We start from the raw sequence: 18,160 nt of genomic DNA on the forward strand, positions 1-18,160 counted from the left end.
ATCCCGGTGCAGCTGGCCTTCCGGCCGGTCAGGCTGTCGTTCAGGACCAGGGTGGCGCCGGCGGGGGCCGCCGGCGCCCCAGCGCCCGCTCGGCCTCCGGGCGGGCGCCTCGGTGTCCAGGGCGCTCCCGGTCTCCCCCGGTGCTCACCGGCGCCCGCCGTGGTGCGGCACCGGGTCCGCCGCGCACCCCGTGGGGGCCGGCCTAGGCGTACACGATGACCAGGTCCGCGCGTGCCCGGGAGGCCTCGACGAGCTCGGCGTTGCGCTGGTCGGAGCCCAGCGCCCGGAGACGTGCCGTGGCGGGGTCGTCCTTGAACCGGACGTGCCGCGCGATCAGCCGTTCCAGCCGCGTCGCCTCCGGGACCTCCACGTACCAGGCCTCGTCCAGCAGGGGCCGCACCGCCGACCAGGGCGGGGTGTCGAGCAGGAGGTAGTTGCCCTCGGTGACGACCACGCGGACCGCGGGGTCCACCTCGACGGCGGCGGCGACGGGGTCGTCGAGCTCCCGGCGGAACTCCGGGGCGTAGACGGTCTCCCCGTCGGCGCGCCTGAGGCGCTCCAGCAGGGCGAGGTAGCCGGGGGCGTCGAACGTGTCAGGGGCGCCCTTGCTCCCGGCCCGCCCCCGGCGCTCGATCGTCGTCTGCGCCAGGTGGTAGCCGTCCATGGGCACGAGGGCGACCTGTCCGGGAAGGTGCCGTTGCGCCTCGTCCGCCACCGCCTGGGCGACCGTGGACTTGCCGGCGCCCGGGGCTCCGGCGATCCCGATGAGGACGCGCTCCCGCCCGTCCAGCAGAGCCGCGATCCGCGGCCACAGCCGCCGGCCGGCCGCGCAGTCCTCCCAGTGGACCGGCGGAGGGCCGGGCACCGGGTCCTGAGACACCATGGTCGTGCTCGTCTCCGTCCTGTGCCGCTCCGCGACCGTTCCCGGGCACGATGATAGCGGCCGGGGCGGGCAGGGGCGTGCCGTCGCGCGTGGACCACCTCGGCGTGGAGGTCCAGAGCACCGACCTCGTGGACACGGCCGCGCAGCGCCTGGCCGGCGCCGGGCGGGTCCCCGGCCCCGGCGCCGGGCCGTGGGAGGTCTGCACCGCCACGGCCGACGCCCGCCGCGAAGCGCCCCGCCGGCTGAGCCGCGAGCCGGCCTCCGGGACGTCCCGGGGACCGGGGACCGGGCCGTCGGCCCCGGGGAGAACGGCCGACGGCCCTACCCGTCGGTTACGGAAATACGCGGTGGCTACGCGAGAGAATCCTTGCCGGTCGGGGCGCCGCTTCCCTACCGTGGGGACGGGCCGAAGGACGGCCTGAGGTTCTCAGCATGCGATGAAGGATGCTCCCTATGGACCACAAGCTCTCCGTGCTCGTCCAGGTCGATCTCCACGGCGCCTACGTGCGCCTGGTCGTCACCGGGTGCCTCACCGAGGCCAACCAGCACGCCCTGCACCCGGTGGTGGCCCGGGCCCGGACCCTGATCCCCCCGGTGACGGTCACCGTCGACCTCACCTGCGCCGACCACGTGGAGGCCGGCGCGGTGGACCTGCTGCGCTGGGCCGTCGACCACGACGAGGCGGCCCCTGCCGCCGGCCCGGTGGAGGTGGTCCTGCCCGCCGAGCTACCCGAGCACCGGCCCGTGGCCGCCCTGGGATCGCGCTTCCACCCCGGACCGGCCCTGCGGAGGTCGGCCTGAGCCGCCTCGATCGGGCCTCGCGGCCGGAGGGCTGCGCTCGAGCCCGCCGACCGGCCCGCCCAGCTCATGGGCGGGCCGGTCGGCGCGCTCCGCCCGGGCCGTTGCCGGGCAGCGAGGCCTGCACCCTCCGGGGTCCGCCGAACAGGCTGCGCACCCCGGAGGAGTACAGCACCGATTCGGGCGGTCCCCCGACGCCGAGGCCGGCCGCCGCCAGCAGCCCGTCGTCGAGGTGGGTCAGGGCGGCGGGGTGCAGCGGCCACGGCCGGTGGGAGACGGGCAGGAGGACCGTGCCCCCGGGACCCCGGGTGTGCATCCCGAACCGTGCGGTGAGCAGGAGGGACAGCTCGTCGTCGGCCTGCGCGGTGCGGTCGGGGCGGACCGCGAACGTCGTGCCGGTCCGCCCGCCGCGGCGTGCCACCTCGTAGCCGTAGCAGGGCGCGGGCCCGTCCGTGGCGGTGGCCCGGCACCGGGACCACACGTAGGGGATGCCGCAGGCCCGGGCCGCCAGCACGACGGGGAGCCGGGAGGCGTCCAGGGACAGGAACACCACCCCGCGTGAGCCGTCCGCCGCCCGCGAGTACAGGCGCACGTTGACCTCGGCGAAGGACCCGAGCCAGGGCATCGGCAGGACCGCCCCGAGCCGCACCTTCTGCATGCGGAACCCGACCAGCCCCACCCAGGCGGAGCCGTGGAAGACATCGGGCTCCACGCCGGGCGGCAGGTGCGGGGCGGTCACGGACGCGGGCACGCGCCAGTGCAGGAAGACCGCGTCGGACCACGACTGCTCCATGAGGTACGGCCGGGGCAGCACCGGCCCGGCCGGCCACGGATCGCCGTTTCCGGACCGGTGCCCCTCCATGGTGCCAACCTAGCAATCGGCGCGGACGGCGGGCCAGGCGCCGGACAGGAGAAAAGCCGGGAGGGCCCCGGCTCTTCCCTTGAGGTGGTATGCCTTTCCCCCTCCCCCCGAGCATCTCCCCGCGCGCCCGCCGAGGCCAGAGGGCCGCGGCGTGTGTGTCGATCTGTGTCGGGATCCTCTGGCTGCGGGCCGGGCGGGCGCCGGCCCGCGGCCTCGGGTCCTCCGGGGCGCCGCTCCGGACGCCGGCACCGGGGCGGCCGAGTGGTACCTGGAGCAGATGACCGAGCACCACGAGGGGGCCATCGACATGGCCCGGGACGAGGGGGAGGCCGGCCAGAACCCCCAGGCCGTCGAGATGGCCCGCAGCATCGCCGAGGACCGGCAGGCGCAGACCCAGGAGATGGACCGCCTGGCGCAGGAGCTGCCGGACCAGCCCTGGTCCTCGGGCACCGCCCCCGCAGCCGCGGGGCCGGTGCTCACGCCCGGGCCGCGGCGTCGATGGCCCTGGCCAGGTCCAGGGTGCGCGACCACATGGGCCAGTGCCCGGTGGGCAGGTCCACGTACTCGACGGGCAGCCGGGACAGTTCGCTCGCCACCGGGTGGCCCTCCGCGGCCAGCTCGCGGATCGTCGCCGCCGGGAAGCTGGAGCAGATCACGGTGGTCGGCACCTCGTAGCGCCGGTCGTCGTGCAGCGCCAGCGGCTGCCGGGCGGGGCCGGCGGGATGGGGAACGGCCCGGGACCGGAAGCGCTGCAGCGCGGCCTCGTCCAGGCCGGCGAGGCTGCTGCCCTCGGCCTCCAGCTGCGCCCACCCGGGCAGCGGCAGCTCCACCACCGCCGGGTCCAGGTCGGGACGGACCGCGGCGCCGTCCGGCAGGGGCCCGGAGTCGACGTAGACGAGACGGTCGATCCGCTCCGGCGCCCGGTCCGAGGCGGCGTAGGCCACGGGCCCGGCCCCGCTGTGCGCCACCAGCACGGTGCGCTCCTCGTCGTCGCCCGCCCCCACGGCCCGGACGACCGCGTCCACGTGGTCCCCCAGGGTGATCGACGACCGGTCGGTCCCGGGGGACTCCAGGCCGGGCAGGGTCAGGGCCGTGGCACGGTGACCGCGGCGCTCCAGCTCGTCGGCCACGGCCTCCCAGGCCCATCCGCCGAGCCAGAACCCCGGGACCAGAACGATGCGGCTGCCCATGGCCTCCATGCTGGGGAAGGCCGCGGAGCGGATCAAGGCGGCGGGGAGTGTGACGGCGGCCGCCGTCGTGCCGGCCGGGGCTGGGCGCCACGGACCCTTGATTGGCAACCAATATGTTGCCTATGATGCAGGAGTGGACTCGATCTTCCAGGCGCTGGCGCACCCCGCGCGGCGGATCCTCGTGGAGGAGCTGGCCGGGCGCAACGACCAGACCCTGTTCGAGCTCACCGTCCGCCTGATCAACAACCACGGCCTGGCGATGACGCGCCAGGCCGTCACCAAGCACCTGGCCGTCCTGCGCGAGGCCGGCCTGGTGACCACCACCACCAGGGGCCGCACCACGGTCCACCACCTGGACACCGCGCCCCTGACCACCGCCCGGAAGTGGCTCGACGCCCTCCCGCCCACCTCGGAGGACCCCGCATGATCATCACCACCGCCAGCGTCTTCGTGGACGACCAGCGGAAGGCACTGGACTTCTACACCACCAAGCTCGGCTTCCAGCTCAAGACCGACCTGCCCGCCGGGCCGTTCCGCTGGCTGACCGTCGTCTCGCCGTCGGCCCCGGACGGGGTGGAGCTGCTGCTGGAGCCCTCCGAGCACCCGGCCGTCGGCCCGTTCAAGGAGGCCCTGGTGGCCGACGGCATCCCGTTCACCAGCTTCGGCGTCGAGGACGTACGGGCCGAGTACGAGCGGCTGACCGGTCTGGGCGTGCGCTTCGTGCAGGAGCCGGCGTCGATGGGCCCGGTGACGACCGCGGTGCTCGACGACACGTGCGGCAACCTGATCCAGATCGCCGCCATGGACGAGCCGGAGCCGAACGCCCCGGCATGAGCCCGGGGCCGGACGCCCCGCTCCCACAGCGTGCTTACCGGCGGCAACAATCGGCCAAAAACCCGCCTCGCCTGCGAGAACGTTGTGCCGGGTGCGCCCGGGCACCAGCATGAGGAGCAGGGGGGTGCCACGGCGCCCCCGGGGGCGAGTGCGCACCGCCCTGACGGCGCGCACTCGTCCCGCTCGGGGGAGGGTCCACGGTGACGGGCAGAGCACCGGTGGACGAGCGCGGCAGGGGGTACGGCATGAGCATGTGGTCGGTGGAGGTCACCGTGCGGACGACCCGCCGCGTGGACGGGCCCACGGTGGCGGCCGTGCTGGCTGACGCCACGGCCTGCCGGGCGGTCCTGAGCAGTCCCGGCGTGCCGGGGGCCTCCGTGCTGCTGTGCGTGGAGGCCCCCACCGGCGCGGGCGCCTACAGCGCCGCCCTGGTCCTGCTGATCGCCGACGTGCTGCCGCGGCTGGAGGGGGCGACCCTGATCGACGTGCGGATCACCACCGGCGAGCAGCCGGCTCCCCGCACGGACGGTGCCGGTTCGGCGGCCTCCGCCGCGGGACGGAGCGGCGCTGCCCCGGCCTGATCCTGGGTTCCCTCCGCATCCCGGGTCCCATCCGCTGCTGCGGCGCGGAGTACGACGGGAGGAACCGTCCGGCGAGGACGTGCCCGGCACACGCGCGGCGCGAAATGCGGGAGGATGCACCCAGGTGCGGTGCCCAGTCGCCGCAGGAACGAGGTCCCGGTGTTCGAAGCACCCAGTCTGCTCTATGCCGCCGCGGGTCTGGCCGTCTTCGCGGCCGCCCTGCTCCCCCGGCTGCTGATGCGGGCTCCCGTGTCGATGCCCATGGTCTTCCTGGGCGCGGGCGTGGTGATCTTCTCCCTGGCGGAGAACCTCCCCGACCCGGACCCGCTGGCCCACAGCGACGTCACCATCCATCTCAGCGAGATCTGCGTGCTCGTCTCGCTGATGGGCGCCGGCCTGGCCCTGGACCGCCCCCTGGGGCGCCGGCGGTGGGCCACCACCTGGCGCCTGCTCGGCATCGCCATGCCCCTGTGCCTGCTCGGGCTGACCCTCCTCGGGTGGTGGGTCCTGGGACTGAGCCTGGCCTCGGCCGTGCTCGTGGCCGCAGCCCTGGCCCCCACGGACCCCGTCCTGGCCTCCGAGGTCCAGGTCGGGGAGCCCTCGGAGGCCCAGGAGGACCTGGACGGCGAGGACGAGGTGCGCTTCGGGCTGACCTCCGAGGCGGGTCTCAACGACGGCCTGGCCTTCCCCTTCGTCTACCTCGCCATCGCCCTGAGCGTGGTGGGGACCGCCCCGGGAGCATGGTCCCCGCACTTCGTCGCCGTGGACGTGGGCTGGCGCATCGCCGTCGGCTGCCTCGCCGGACTCGCCATGGGCAGGCTCCTGGGCCGGGTCTTCTTCCGCTCCCCGTTCGAGAGCGTCCGCATGGCCTCCCACTCCGAGGGCTTCGTGGCCCTGGCGGCCACCTTCCTGACCTACGGGCTGACCGAGATGGTCGAGGGCTACGGCTTCATCGCCGTGTTCGTGTGCGCGCTGACCATCCGGGCGGGCGAGCGGGTCCACGGCTACCACGGCGTGCTGCACAGCTACATCGAGCAGCTCGAGCGCCTGCTCACCGTGGTGGTGCTCGTCCTCCTGGGCGGGGCCGTCGCCCGGGGGCTGCTCGCCGGGCTCACCTGGCGGGAGATCCTCGTCGCCCTGGCCTTCCTGCTCCTGGTCCGGCCCCTCGCCGGGTGGATCGGCCTGGCCCGAGGACGCACGGGCCCGTGGGAGCGCAGTGTCATCGCCTTCTTCGGGGTCCGCGGCATCGGGTCCGTCTACTACCTCGCCTACGCCCTGTCCAAGGGCGAGTTCACCGCCGAGGCCGAGGCCCTGTGGCGGATCGTGGGACTGGTGATCGTCGCCTCGATCGTGCTCCACGGCATCACCGCCGGACCCGTCATCACGGTGATCGACCGCGCCCGCAAGCGCAAGGCCGTGCGCGCGACCGGCACCGAGGACGCCGCTCCCCGCACCGCGATCTGACGGTCCCCGGCGGACGTGTGGCCGGACACCGGGGGCTGCTGCTACCCTGCCGGCCATGGCCATCGAGGTCCTGCCCGCCAGCGCCGACCGGTTCGACGACGTCGCCACCGTCCTGGCGCCGAAGAACCCCGACACGGCGGCCTGCTGGTGCCTCACCTACCGGCTCAGCCCCCGGGAGAACCGGGAGCTCGGGGCCCGGGAACGGCCGGAGCACGTGAAAGCCCTCTGCGCCCGGGAGCTCCCGCCGGGGGTGCTGGCCTACCTGGACGGCGAGGTCGCGGGCTGGGCCGGCGTCGCGCCGCGGCAGGAGCTGCACGCCTTCTCCCGCGGCACGAGGATCCCGCACGTCGACGACCGCGCGGTCTGGAGCGTGTGGTGCTTCAGGGTGCGGGCCGGCTACCGCAGGAGAGGCGTCGCCCAGGCCCTGCTGCAGGGCGCGGTGGACTTCGCCCGCGCCCACGGCGCCCCGGCGGTCGAGGGCTACCCGGTCGACAACGGGGACCAGCGGGTCGACGCCGTCATGGCCTACGTCGGGACGCGGTCGATGTTCGAGAAGGCCGGCTTCCGCAAGGCCGCCGACACCGCGGCGGTCTCCGCCCGCCTGCCCCGGGTCCTGATGCGCCTCGAGCTGGGCTGACCCCGGTCCGGTCCCGCTTCCCGAAGCCCCGGGCGCCGGGCGGGCGCTGCACGACCTGCCCCACCTGGCGCGGCGCGTCGGCGACGCGGTCCTCGTCGATGCGCATCCTGCCTCCTGCCCCTGGATCTGGGAGGTGTCGGACCCTGTCGGTTCCAGGCATGGCCGGCGGTCGGCCCTGGGCGGCCGCCACCGCGGGGACGGGGTCAGGCCGGCCGGGGTGCTAGCCTCGGGCGTCGGTGGGCCGACGACGAGGTGGTCATGGAGAATCTGGATCCGCGCGTGCTGTTCGACGTCGTCGACCTGATGGGGGTGCTCACCAACGGCATCCTGGGCGGGGCGGTGGCCCGCCAGCTCAGGCTGGACCCCGTCGGCTTCGTGGTGCTGGCCATCGCCTCGGGACTGGGCGGCGGGATGATCCGCGACACCCTGCTGCAGGGCGGCTTCCCCGTCGCCCTGACGAACTCGGCGTACCTGGCCACGGCGATCCTCGGGGCCGCGGTCGCCTTCTTCCTCCAGCTGCGGGGCAGGTGGACGAACCGGATCCTGATCGTGGCCGACGCGCTGGCCATGGGCTGCTGGGCGGCCACCGGCACGTCCAAGGCCCTGGGCGCCGGTCTCACGTGGCTGCCGGCGATCATGCTCGGGGTGATCACCGCGGTCGGCGGGGGCATGATCCGGGACATCGCGGTGGGGCGGGTGCCGATGATCTTCGGCGGCAACACCCTGTACGCGACGGGTGCGGTGCTCGGCAGCGCCGAGATGGCCGTCCTGTACAGCCTGGGGTTCCCGAACGGGGGCATGGCGGCGGCGATCCTCACCGCGGCCGCGGTCACCGTGGTGGCGCGGCGCCGGGGATGGCGGCTGCCGGGGCCGGGAGAGTGGACCGTCCGGCTGCCCCGGCCGGAGTGGCCCCGCCCCCGGTTCCGGCGCCGCGGTGACGAGCCACCGGAGGAGACCGGCGCGGACGGGTAGCTGCACCCGCCGAGGACCCGCCGCTGGGTCCACGGCCGCGTCGACCTGGACGAGGCCGTGGAGCCCTGAACGGGCCGGCCGTCAGGGGGTCCTCTCGGCGGGGACCGTGGGGGACGAGGAGCCGGGGCGCCCCAGGGTGCTGTGTCCGCGCAGCACGACCGGCAGCGCCACGGCGGCCAGGAGGGCGTGCAGGACCAGCGGCACCCACGGGGTGCCGGGCCACCAGTGGTGCCGATCGGTCAGATCGAGCACCTGCCCCAGCACGGCGTTGCCCACCAGCACGGCGACGCCGCCGCAGGTGGCCGCCAGGCCGTAGTAGGCACCCCGCCCCGCGCCGGTCCCGGCGCCGGGCTCCGGGGCGGGGACGAACGCCGGGATCAGGGACAGGATCGTGGGGGTGAGGAGCATGTGGCCCAGGATCAGCACCGCGACGGCGCCCAGCAGGGGCGCCGTCGAGCCGGCGGAGGGCCCCGGGTGCACGGCGGTTCCGGCGAGGATCGCGAACGCGGCGGCTTCCAGCACGAAGCCGGCCGCCACGGCGCGCCCCGGGCCCAGGCGCTGACCGGCCGCGGAGACGGGCAGCTGCAGGCTCAGGGTCAGGACCGAGGCGAGCAGGAAGAGCGCGCCCAGCCACGCCCCGTCGAGCCCTCGCCGGCCCAGCTCGACCGGCACCGCGAAGTAGAGCTGGTTGTAGACGAGCATGTTCGTGCCGGCGAGCAGGCAGAACACCACGAAGCGCCGGTCCCGCAGGCACCCGAGGGCAGGGCCGCCGGTGGCGGGGGCGGTCCGGGGCCCCTGCGCGTCCGCCCCCGTCGGGGCCCGCGCGGCCGCCCGGGGGAGGCGGTACCACAGCAGGACCGTCACGGCGCTGAAGACGGCGATCCCCGCGGTCAGGGCCGCGTCGAGACCCCACCCCAGCAGGGCCGAGCCCAGCAGCGGGCCCAGGACGGCGCCGATCTCCCCGGTGATCGCCAGCCACACGAACACCGACCGCCGGCTCTTCCCCGCCGGGCGCGGTGCGCCGGTCCCGGCGGGCCGGTCGGCGTGGGACAGCTGCGCCTCCAGGGCCGGTGAGAACAGGGCGCCACCGGCGCCGGTGAGCACCGCGCCCAGGAGGAAGAGGGGGAAGCCCGAGGCCGCCGCCAGCGTGGCGTAGCCCAGCACGCGCACCAGGCAGCCGGTGAGGATCGCCCGGCGGGCCCCCCACCGGTCGGCCACCAGCCCGCCGAGCAGGAACATTCCCTGCTGGCTGAAGGTGCGCGCCCCGAGCACCAGGCCGATCGCGGCCGCGCCCAGACCGTACTCGGCGCTCATGGCCCCGGCCAGGAAGGGGACGACGGCGTAGAAGCCGATGTTGAACACCAGCTGGGCGCCCAGCAGGGTGCGGGTCTCGGGCCGGTGGTCACCGAACGGCGTCATGGTGCTCCTGGGTCGGGCGGGGGGTGTCCAGGATCGCGCACACCTGCGGCAGGGCCGCCGCCACCAGCTGCCTGCTGTGCTCGTGCCGGGGGGTGCTGAAGAACTCGTGGGCCGGGGCCAGCTCGACCAGGGATCCGCGCAGGAGCACGGCGACCCGGTGGCTCATGTACCGGATGACGCCCAGGTCGTGGGAGATCATGACCAGGGACAGGCCGCGGTCCCGGTGCAGGCGCAGCAGCAGGTCCAGGACGGTGCGCTGGGTCACCGCGTCCAGGGCCGAGGTGGCCTCGTCGCAGATCAGCACCGCCGGCTCCAGCAGCAGGGCCCGGGCGATGGTGAGCCGCTGCAGCTGGCCTCCCGAGCACTGGCCGGGATGTCGGTCCAGCACCGCCGGGTCCAGCTCCACCTCCTGCACGACCTCCCGGATGCGCTTCCGGCGCTCCTCGGCCGTGCTGGTCCGGTCGTGCAGCAGGGGGGCCTCCAGGCTGGTGCGCAGCCTCATGCGGGGGTCGAAGGAGTCGTACGGCTCCTGGAAGACCAGCTGCACCTGCGTTCCCGCCGCGCCGGTGCGGGCCTCGCGCGTGTCCGGCGCCCGGGTGACGGTTCCGCCGTCGGGCGTCTCCAGCCCCACGACCAACCGCGCCAGGGTGCTCTTCCCGGACCCGGAGCGCCCCAGCACCCCGAGGATCTCGCCCTCCTTCAGGTCGAGGGAGACCTGCTCCAGGGCCGGGCGAGCACCGCGGCCGCGCGAGGGGAAACGCTTGGTGAGGCCCTCCAGCGCCAGGACGGTGCGCGTCCCCGGAGCAGGAGGGGGGCTCGGGGCGGGGGTGAGGGCCGAGGCCTCTACGAGGGCCTTCGTGCAGGCGCTCCGGGGAGCGTTGAGCACGGTGGTGGTCGGCCCTGCCTCCTGGATGCGCCCGGCGTCCATCACCACGACCCGGTCGGCGTAGGCCGAGACGGTGGCTAGGTTGTGGGTGATGTAGAGCACCCCCAGTCCCCGTTCGCGCCGCTGCTGGTCGAGCAGCTCCAGGATCTGCCGCTCGAGCACCGTGTCCAGGGCGGAGGTCGGCTCGTCGGCCAGGAGCAGCTCCGGCCGGCCCGCCAGGGTCAGGGCCAGCATCGCCCGCTGCGCCATGCCTCCCGAGAGCTGGTGGGGATGCGCCCGGACGCACCACTGGGGGTCCTCGAAGCCCACGTCGGCCAGCAGCTCCAGCGCCCGGGCCCGCGCCTCGTCCCCCCGGAGCCCGCAGTGGAGCTTCAGCGGCTCGCGCAGATGGTCCCCGATGGTCCGGCGGGGATTGAACATCCGCTTGGGCTGCTGGTGGAGCATGCCGATCCGGCCGCCGCGCACCCGGTTCAGCTCCGCCTCACCCGCCGTCGTGAGGTCCGTCCCGCCGAGCCGGATCGCCCCGGAGCCGACGTGCACCTGGGGGGGCAGCAGTCCCAGCACGGCCATGGCCGTCATGGTCTTGCCGCTGCCCGAGGCCCCGACCAGGGCCACGAACTCGCCCGGGGCCACGGTGAGGTCCACGCCGGACAGGATCGGGCGGACGGCCGAGGGCGTCAGGTGATCCAGGTGCAGCTGCTCGACGACCAGGCCCTCAGGCATCCGGGACCTCCCGGGGCGCGGCCGGAGAGAGCACCGACCGGGTGCTGGTCAGGTGCGCGAGGCGCTGGCCGATCAGGGTGACGCACAGCGCGACGGTGAAGACCACCAGGCCCGGGGCCAGGATCGTCAGCGGCGAGCGCGCGGCGTAGGGCTGGGCCGCGGCCAGCATCGAGCCCCAGTCCGACTGCGGCGGCTGCACCCCCAGCCCGAGGTAGGACAGCGCGCCGACGGTGATCAGGAACTGCCCGAACCGCAGCGTGGCCTGCCCCAGCAGGGGCCCGGCCAGGTGCGGCAGGAGGTGGCGGAGGACGACGAAGGAGGGCGAGCAGCCCAGCACGCGGGCGGCCCCGACGAAGCCGCGGGCCGAGACGTCGTAGGACAGCGCCCGGGCCAGCCGCGCGAAGGGCGTCCAGCCGGTCACGGTCAGGGCCAGCAGCAGGGAGGGGAAGCCCGTGCCCAGCAGGGCGACCAGGAACAGGGCCACGACCATCTCCGGCAGCGCCAGCAGGACGTCGTTGGCGCGGGTGAAGAGCTCGTCGACCCAGCCCCGGCGGCGGGCGCTGAGCACCCCGATCCCGGTGCCGAGCACACCGGTCAGCACCGTGGCCAGCGCGGCGATCGTCAGGGAGAACCGCCCGCCCTCGAGCAGCCGGCTCAGCGTGTCGCGGCCGAGGTGGTCCGTGCCCAGCCAGTGGGCCGCGCTGGGCCCGGCCAGCCGGGCGGTGAGGTCCTGCTCGGCGGGGGGATGGGGAGCGATCCAGGGCGACAGGCCCACGGAGACCACGACGAGGGCCAGGACCGCCACCGCCGCCCAGATCAGCGCGGGCCGCTCACGCACGGCGCCCCCTGAGCCGGGGGTTGAGGAACCCGTGGAGCAGGTCCGCCGCGGTGGTCAGCGCGACGGCCAGACCGACGACGACGACCACGCCCCCCTGCGCCAGGGGGATGTCGCTGTTGAGGACGGCGTCGTACAGCAGCCGCCCCATCCCGGGGATCGCGAAGATGACCTCCACGATGACGGAGCCGCCCAGCAGGCCGGCGAACCACACGGCCACCAGGGTCGTCAGGGGCAGCAGGCCGTTGGGGATCACGTGCCGCCGGACGGTCTGCGCGTGGGTGAGCCCGCGGGCGCGCGCCGCCACGACGTGCTCGGCGCCCAGGGCGTCGAGCATCCCCTCGCGCACCGCCGAGGTGAAGTAGCTCGTGGGGCGCAGCGCGAGGACGGCCACGGGCAGCACCGCGGAGGCCGGGCCCTCCCACCCGGCGGAGGGCAGCAGGGACAGGTTCAGGGCGAAGACCAGCACGAGCACCGGCGCCAGCCAGTACTCCGGCATGGCGATGAACGCCTGGGTGACCGTGGTGATGATCCGGTCGGCCGGGCGCCCCTCCTGCAGGGCGGCGGTGACCCCCAGGACCACGGAGACCACCGCGGCCGTGCCCAGCGTCAGGACCACCAGGCTCAGCGTGATCGCCAGGGCGGGCAGCACCTGCTCGAGCACCGGGGTGCGGCTGGCGTAGGACAGGCCCATGTCCCCGCGCACCAGCCGGCCCAGCCACCGCAGGTACTGCACGGCCAGGGGGTCCTGGAGCCCCAGCTGGACCGTCAGCCCCTGGACGACGGCGTCGTCGACCACCTCGCCGGCCACGCGCGACCGGATGATCTTGCGCACCGGGTCCCCGGGGGTCACGTAGGGGATGAGGAAGACCACGAAGGACGCCAGCAGGACGGTGACCCCCAGGGTCGCCGTCCTGCGGACGAGGAACGCCGTCATCGACGGACCGCTTCGTGCACGGGGGTCCCGGTGACCGGTGTCCTGCTGCGGGTCACGAGCCGGGCTTGGTCGTGTCCGCGCGCAGCACGTAGCGGGACAGCGGGTCCTGGGCGTAGTTCTGCAGCTCGGCGCGGGTCGCGTCGATGGCCTGCTCGTTGACCAGCCAGACGTTGACGGCCTGCTCCTCCAGGATCTTCCCCGCCTGGGCGTAGAGCGCGTACCGCTGCTCGGTGTCGGCGGTCCCCGCGGCCCGGGTGACGAGCTCGTCGTACTCCTCGTCGCAGAAGTGGCTGATGTTGTAGCTGCCCTCGCAGGTGTAGTCCGCGGTGAGGAACCCGATGGGGTCGGCGATGTCGATCAGGCGGTTGCGCTGGCTCAGCACCATGTCGTAGTCGCCGGCCAGCAGGTCCGGTTCCACCGCGGCGTACTCCGTGGTGCGGATCGTCACCGGCACGCCGACGCTCTTCAGGTTCTCCTGGATGACGGTGGCGACGTCGGCGAACTCGGCGCGCTCCACGATGGCGACGATCTCCAGCGGCCGCTCGGCGGTGTAACCGGCGGCGGCGAGCAGCTCCTTGGCCGCCGCCACGTCCTGCTGCGGTGTCACGGCGTCCTCACCGGCCCACGGCTCCGAGGCGGCGAAGGGTCCGGTCCCCGGCAGGGCCGCGCCCTCGTAGACGCTGCTGGCGAGGGCGTCCAGGTCCAGGGCCGAGCGGACGGCCCGGCGGAAGTCGACGTCGTCGAACGGCGCCCGGCCGTTGTTCATGTACAGGGTCGCGGTGCGCGGCGAATCAGCCTTGAGGACCTCGACGCCGGCGTCCGCCTCCAGGGCGGACAGGCTGGAGACGGGCACGGAGAGGGAGACGTCCGCCTCGCCGGTCTGGACCTGCGTGGCGCGCGTCGCGCCGTCCGTGATGAAGCGGACCTCGGCGCCGGCGAGCTGGACCGGCCCGCCCCAGTAGTTCTCGTTCCGGTCCAGCGTCAAGGACTGCTTCGGCTCCTCCGCGACCGGGGTGAACGGTCCCGTGCAGTGCCCGAACGGATCCACCGACTCGCCCTCGAAGGCAGCCGGGGCCAGCACCCCGGTGTTGACGCTGGCCAGGCGGTAGGGCACCAGCGGGCTCTCGGCCGGCGTGGTGATGCGCACCGTGCGCTCGTCGACGGCCTCGACCTCGCTGACCACGGCCGGGCTGAAGGCCCGGGCCGGGACCTCCGCGTCCAGCACGTTGCGCAGCGACGTCACGACCGCCTCCGCCGTGAGCTCGGTGCCGTCCTGGAACTGCACTCCCTCGCGCAGGGTGAAGTCCCACTCCAGGGGCGAGACCTGCTGCCACTCCGTGGCCAGCGCCGGCACGATCTCACCCTCGGCCTCGTCGTACTGGGTCAGGGTCTCGAGGCACCCGGACAGGGACAGGATGTAGGCGGCGTCGCTCGCCAGGGCCCAGTCGGCCACCGGAGCGCGGAAGTTGTCCACCACGATGCGCTGATCCCGGTCGGCAGCCTGCTCGGCCCCGCCCCCCTCACCGCTGAAGCCGCAACCCGACAGGGTCACAAGGGCCACGAGACCCACGGGCACCGAGGACCGGAGAAGAGCGCGCACGAAACCACCTAAGTTCGACGTCCGGAGACGAGATGTGACGGAGGGAAAACCCCGGGGACGAGGTTAGGCAGTCCTAACCACGGCGACCAGTCGGCCCTGAAGGACAACGTCATGAACGCGCACGGATTTCGTCGGCGACGCCGCCAGTGCTATAGAGCCCGGCCCGCGGGGCGGTGCAGACGGCCCGGCGCCGGGCGCGCGTGCCGGGACGCTCCGCCGCATGACGGCCGTCCCCCGGTCGCCGCAGTGCGTACCGGCGCCCGGCTGTAAGGTGAGTTCCATGCTGGGTGCCGCGGCGAGGAGGCCGCTCTCGAGAGCGAACACCGGCCGGCAGGGGGAGAACGCCGGCGTCCGCCGGTCGGTCTGCCTGTACACGCGCTCCGCCAACCCGTCCGGCATGGGCGCGCACATGCTGGACCTGGTGGAGGGCCTCGCGGGCCGGGCGGACGTCTCCGTGCTGTGCCGCGACAGCCCCCGCGCCCGCTGGCTCCTGGAGGGGGCCTCCGCGCGCGGCGCCCGGACGGTGGCGCTGCCCAGCCCGCACGACGCCGCCTATCCGGCGATCATCAGCGGCTTCCTGTCCTCCCATCCGGTGGACGTCTTCCACTGCCACGCCGGCTGGGGGTGGGAGGATCCGGACGGGCTGCGCCTGGCCAGGGCCGCCGGCGTGCCGGCGGTCGTGATCACCCACCACCAGCCGTTCCTGCTCCACAAGCCCGCCAAGGCCGAGAAGCTGGTCGAGAACAGCTCGTTCGCCCACGCGAGGATCGCCGTGTCGGACGGCGTCCGGGACACCTACACCGCGCACGGAGTGAGCGAGGAACGCTTCAGCACGGTGCCCAACGGGGTCAGGCCCCGCAAGGACCCGCCGGGACGGACCGCCGCCAGGGCGGCGCTGCACCTGCAGGAGGACGACCTCGTCGTGCTGTCGACCGGCCGGCTGACGACCATGAAAGGGCAGCGCTACCTGATCGAGGCGGCGGCGCTGCTCAAGGCCGGCCACCCGAGGCTGCAGGTGGTGATCCTGGGCGAGGGCGACCTGCGCGAGGAGCTCGAGGCCCTGGTGGCCGCACGCGGCCTCGCCGGCACGGTGCACCTGCCGGGCCACCGGCAGGACGCGCGCATGCTCCTGGACGCCGCCGACGTGTTCGCCCTGCCGTCCCGCTCCGAGGGCATGCCGCTGGCCCTGCTCGAGGCGATGGAGGCCGGCCTGCCGGTGGTGGCCACCAGGGTGATCGGCTCGGCCGAGGTGGTCGCCCACGGCCGGACCGGCCTGCTCGTGCCCACCGAGAGCGCCGGGGGGCTGGCTGCCGCCCTGGCGGAGCTCCTGGAGGACGGCGAGAGGCGAGCGCTGTACGGCGAGGCCGGCCGCAGACGGTATCTCGACGAGTACACCGTCGACTGCATGGTGGCACGCACCCAGGCCGTCTACGACGCGACCCTGCAGCCCTCCCCGGAGCCGGCCCGATCCCGGTCGCGCAGCAGCCCACAGCGGTGACGGTGACCCTCCCTCCACCCCCGCACGCCCCGGGTTCCACGGAGCGGTCCCGCCCCCGGCGCGGGAGCTCGGTGCCCCGCGGACGCCCGCGGCCCACGGCCCGTCTCAGCCCTGGCTCAGGTGCCGTCCATAGCGTGGTTCCCAGTGATCGCCCGGACGGACGGAGAACCCATGGAACGCAGCACGGAGCACGAGACGACCCTCGGCCATGAAGGCCGCCGGTTGCCCCGGCCCGAGGACGAGGTCGTCGACCAGGGGCTGGGCTTCGACATCGGCACCCTGCTGAACCGGCGGCGGATGCTGGCGGTCCTCGGTCTCGGGGCCACGACCGTCGGCCTGGCGGCCTGCGGCGCCGGCGGCCCGGGTGCGTCCTCCAGCGCGAGCGCCGGGACGTCGTCGGCCTCCCCGTCCGCCCCGGCATCGCCCACGGCCACGGGGGCAGCCCTGGAGGAGATCCCGGACGAGACCGCCGGCCCCTACCCCGGGGACGGCTCCAACGGCCCGGACGTGCTGGAGCAGAGCGGGATCGTGCGCCGCGACATCCGCTCCAGCCTCGGCGACGCCGGCGGGACCGCCGAGGGCGTGCCCATGACCCTGGAGCTGAACATCGCCGACCTCGCCAACGGCGGGGTGCCGTTCGCGGGGGTGGCCGTCTACGTCTGGCACTGCGACCGGGAGGGGCGCTACTCCATGTACTCGGACGGGGTCACGGAGGAGAACTACCTGCGCGGGGTGCAGATCGCCGACGCGCAGGGCACGGTGCGCTTCACCAGCATCTTCCCGGCCTGCTACACCGGGCGCTGGCCGCACGTCCACTTCGAGGTCTACCCCGACCAGACGTCCGTCACCGACTCCGCGGCCGCGATCGCCACCTCCCAGGTGGCCCTGCCCCGGCACGTCTGCGACACCGTCTACGCCACGGCCGGCTACGAGGCCTCGGTGCGCAACCTCGCCCAGCTCAGCCTGGCGAGCGACAACGTCTTCGGCGACGACAGCGGCGCCGGCCAGCTGGGCACGGTCAGCGGCAGCGTCGCGGCCGGCTACACCGTCACCCTGGCCGTGGGGGTGGACACCACCACGGCGCCCACCGGCGGCCGGCTCGCCGGTGGCGGCGCCCCGGCCGGTGCGCCCCCGGCCGGGTGACTCCTCCCCCGGCGGGGACCCCCGAGCCGGCGCAGGTCGGAGGCCGCGGCGCTGAAGGAGGACGGGCCCGGCGCGGCCCAGGTCTGGGGGATCCCGACGGCGACCGGCGACAGGATCTCGGCGGGCCGGAACAGCTGCTGGAGCTACCCGCCTCGGCGGAGATCTGCGTCCAGTCGCCGGACGCCCGGAACCTGTACGGCGGCCTCGTCCGCGGCATCGTCCGCGGCCTCGGTGCCCCCTCGACGGCACCGGAGCGGACGCCCAGCGCCGCTGCCCGTTGGCGATCCGCCACACGGCCACGGCGAGAAGGCGGACAGCCACGGCGCGGTGATCCACCGCAGGGTCCTGCGCGTCACGTCGGCTTCCGCGGATCCCGCCGGCGCCGGAGCCGCTCCTGCCACCACGCGGCGCCGGCCCCGCCGAAGAGGACGACGAGCACCACGATCGCCCACCCCAGGCGGTCCCACGACACGACGAGCACCACGATCAGCACGATCCCGGCCAGATAGCCCAGGAGCGCCGCCGCCAGCCAGACCTTCCGCGCGTGCGCCTCCGCGGCCTTCCGTGGCCGGCGCCGTGGTACGCGCGCGCTCACCGCCGGCCGCCCCTCTGGTCGGAGCTGTCGTGGATCAGCCCGAGGGCGATCGGCGCCGCGCCCACGACCACCGCCCCGCCGAGCACGCCTCCGACTGCGACTTCGCGGGTCCCCAGCACGAGGAGAGTGGCCGCCTGGACGGCGAGCAGCCCGCGGGTCTTCCTCGACATGTCAGCTCCTTCCCCTTTGCCCGCATCCTGGCACGGTCACCGCGTCGCCGTCACCGCCCCTCGTGTGCATCTTCACCCGCCGGCCGGCACACCGGCCGGCGGGTGCCTCCTCACCCGGTGGCCGCGACGCCGC

At 74.7% G+C, this 18,160-nt stretch carries 19 protein-coding genes and 1 pseudogene; 10 read left to right on the forward strand and 10 right to left on the reverse strand.

Annotation, left to right across the window (positions count from 1 at the left end; all coding sequences use genetic code 11):
• Window positions 1–202: 202 nt before the first annotated feature.
• Window positions 203–883, reverse strand: a complete 681-nt coding sequence (locus ACYSMR_RS01645; protein WP_461747172.1) for a nucleoside/nucleotide kinase family protein — start codon at window positions 881–883, stop codon at window positions 203–205.
• A gap of 453 nt (window positions 884–1,336) precedes the next feature.
• On the opposite strand from ACYSMR_RS01645, the gene ACYSMR_RS01650 reads away from it, so the two are divergent.
• Window positions 1,337–1,684: a hypothetical protein gene (locus ACYSMR_RS01650; RefSeq protein WP_251333385.1), complete on the forward strand. Its 348-nt coding sequence runs from the start codon at window positions 1,337–1,339 to the stop codon at window positions 1,682–1,684.
• Between the two features lie 64 nt (window positions 1,685–1,748).
• Here the strand turns inward: ACYSMR_RS01650 and ACYSMR_RS01655 are convergent, their stop codons facing one another.
• Window positions 1,749–2,543, reverse strand: a complete 795-nt coding sequence (locus tag ACYSMR_RS01655) for a YqjF family protein (protein WP_461747173.1) — start codon at window positions 2,541–2,543, stop codon at window positions 1,749–1,751.
• A gap of 277 nt (window positions 2,544–2,820) precedes the next feature.
• On the opposite strand from ACYSMR_RS01655, the pseudogene ACYSMR_RS01660 reads away from it, so the two are divergent.
• Window positions 2,821–2,895: pseudogene (locus ACYSMR_RS01660) on the forward strand (DUF305 domain-containing protein); the annotation flags it as partial.
• Window positions 2,896–3,019: 124 nt separating this feature from the next.
• Here ACYSMR_RS01660 and ACYSMR_RS01665 read toward each other — a convergent pair.
• Window positions 3,020–3,733: an alpha/beta fold hydrolase gene (locus tag ACYSMR_RS01665; RefSeq protein ID WP_461747174.1), complete on the reverse strand. Its 714-nt coding sequence runs from the start codon at window positions 3,731–3,733 to the stop codon at window positions 3,020–3,022.
• Here ACYSMR_RS01665 and ACYSMR_RS01670 point away from each other — a divergent pair.
• The 6 genes from ACYSMR_RS01670 to ACYSMR_RS01695 all read left to right on the forward strand — a co-directional run bounded on the left by ACYSMR_RS01670 (window position 3,732) and on the right by ACYSMR_RS01695 (window position 8,221).
• A complete protein-coding gene (locus ACYSMR_RS01670) occupies window positions 3,732–4,160 on the forward strand; it encodes an ArsR/SmtB family transcription factor (RefSeq protein ID WP_251333388.1) in 429 nt (142 codons plus the stop codon). The two genes, ACYSMR_RS01665 and ACYSMR_RS01670, sit on opposite strands and share 2 nt — an antisense overlap.
• On the forward strand, window positions 4,157–4,567 hold the full coding sequence (locus ACYSMR_RS01675; protein WP_461747175.1) for a VOC family protein: 411 nt from the start codon (window positions 4,157–4,159) through the stop codon (window positions 4,565–4,567). The genes ACYSMR_RS01670 and ACYSMR_RS01675 overlap by 4 nt, the downstream gene beginning before the upstream one ends.
• A 245-nt stretch (window positions 4,568–4,812) precedes the next feature.
• Window positions 4,813–5,148 (forward strand): hypothetical protein, encoded by a 336-nt coding sequence (locus ACYSMR_RS01680; protein ID WP_461747176.1) that lies wholly within the window; start codon window positions 4,813–4,815, stop codon window positions 5,146–5,148.
• Window positions 5,149–5,307: 159 nt separating this feature from the next.
• Complete coding sequence (locus tag ACYSMR_RS01685; RefSeq protein WP_461747177.1) at window positions 5,308–6,612, forward strand: cation:proton antiporter; 1,305 nt, start codon at window positions 5,308–5,310, stop codon at window positions 6,610–6,612.
• Window positions 6,613–6,667: 55 nt separating this feature from the next.
• Window positions 6,668–7,249: a GNAT family N-acetyltransferase gene (locus ACYSMR_RS01690; protein WP_251333392.1), complete on the forward strand. Its 582-nt coding sequence runs from the start codon at window positions 6,668–6,670 to the stop codon at window positions 7,247–7,249.
• Window positions 7,250–7,507: 258 nt separating this feature from the next.
• Entirely contained in the window at window positions 7,508–8,221 is a 714-nt protein-coding gene (locus tag ACYSMR_RS01695) for a trimeric intracellular cation channel family protein (RefSeq protein ID WP_309125357.1), read from the forward strand.
• Window positions 8,222–8,302: 81 nt separating this feature from the next.
• Here ACYSMR_RS01695 and ACYSMR_RS01700 read toward each other — a convergent pair whose 3' ends face one another.
• From ACYSMR_RS01700 to ACYSMR_RS01720, 5 genes are read right to left on the reverse strand one after another with little or no spacing between them, the layout of a single operon-like run.
• Entirely contained in the window at window positions 8,303–9,640 is a 1,338-nt protein-coding gene (locus ACYSMR_RS01700; RefSeq protein ID WP_309125356.1) for an MFS transporter, read from the reverse strand.
• Window positions 9,624–11,249 carry a nickel ABC transporter ATP-binding protein NikE gene (gene nikE / locus ACYSMR_RS01705; RefSeq protein ID WP_251333395.1) on the reverse strand — a complete coding sequence of 542 codons (1,626 nt, stop codon included), beginning with the start codon at window positions 11,247–11,249 and terminating at the stop codon, window positions 9,624–9,626. Before nikE ends, ACYSMR_RS01700 begins: the two co-directional genes overlap by 17 nt.
• Entirely contained in the window at window positions 11,242–12,087 is an 846-nt protein-coding gene (locus ACYSMR_RS01710; RefSeq protein ID WP_461747178.1) for an ABC transporter permease, read from the reverse strand. The genes nikE and ACYSMR_RS01710 overlap by 8 nt, the downstream gene beginning before the upstream one ends.
• Entirely contained in the window at window positions 12,080–13,021 is a 942-nt protein-coding gene (locus ACYSMR_RS01715) for an ABC transporter permease (protein ID WP_251333397.1), read from the reverse strand. Before ACYSMR_RS01715 ends, ACYSMR_RS01710 begins: the two co-directional genes overlap by 8 nt.
• A 52-nt stretch (window positions 13,022–13,073) precedes the next feature.
• Window positions 13,074–14,621, reverse strand: a complete 1,548-nt coding sequence (locus ACYSMR_RS01720) for an ABC transporter substrate-binding protein (protein WP_461747179.1) — start codon at window positions 14,619–14,621, stop codon at window positions 13,074–13,076.
• A gap of 280 nt (window positions 14,622–14,901) precedes the next feature.
• Between ACYSMR_RS01720 and ACYSMR_RS01725 the strand changes: the two genes are divergently transcribed.
• Window positions 14,902–16,119 carry a glycosyltransferase family 4 protein gene (locus tag ACYSMR_RS01725; protein ID WP_461747180.1) on the forward strand — a complete coding sequence of 406 codons (1,218 nt, stop codon included), beginning with the start codon at window positions 14,902–14,904 and terminating at the stop codon, window positions 16,117–16,119.
• A 171-nt stretch (window positions 16,120–16,290) separates the two neighbouring features.
• A complete protein-coding gene (locus ACYSMR_RS01730; RefSeq protein ID WP_461747181.1) occupies window positions 16,291–17,262 on the forward strand; it encodes an intradiol ring-cleavage dioxygenase in 972 nt (323 codons plus the stop codon).
• Between the two features lie 352 nt (window positions 17,263–17,614).
• On the opposite strand, the gene ACYSMR_RS01735 is transcribed toward ACYSMR_RS01730, so the two are convergent.
• Together ACYSMR_RS01735 and ACYSMR_RS01740 are read right to left on the reverse strand one after the other, a co-directional pair.
• Window positions 17,615–17,857, reverse strand: a complete 243-nt coding sequence (locus ACYSMR_RS01735; RefSeq protein WP_461747182.1) for a hypothetical protein — start codon at window positions 17,855–17,857, stop codon at window positions 17,615–17,617.
• Window positions 17,854–18,027 carry a hypothetical protein gene (locus ACYSMR_RS01740; RefSeq protein WP_461747183.1) on the reverse strand — a complete coding sequence of 58 codons (174 nt, stop codon included), beginning with the start codon at window positions 18,025–18,027 and terminating at the stop codon, window positions 17,854–17,856. The genes ACYSMR_RS01735 and ACYSMR_RS01740 overlap by 4 nt, the downstream gene beginning before the upstream one ends.
• Between the last annotated feature and the right edge of the window lie 133 nt (window positions 18,028–18,160).

Source organism: Kocuria sp. U4B (assembly GCF_054875615.1).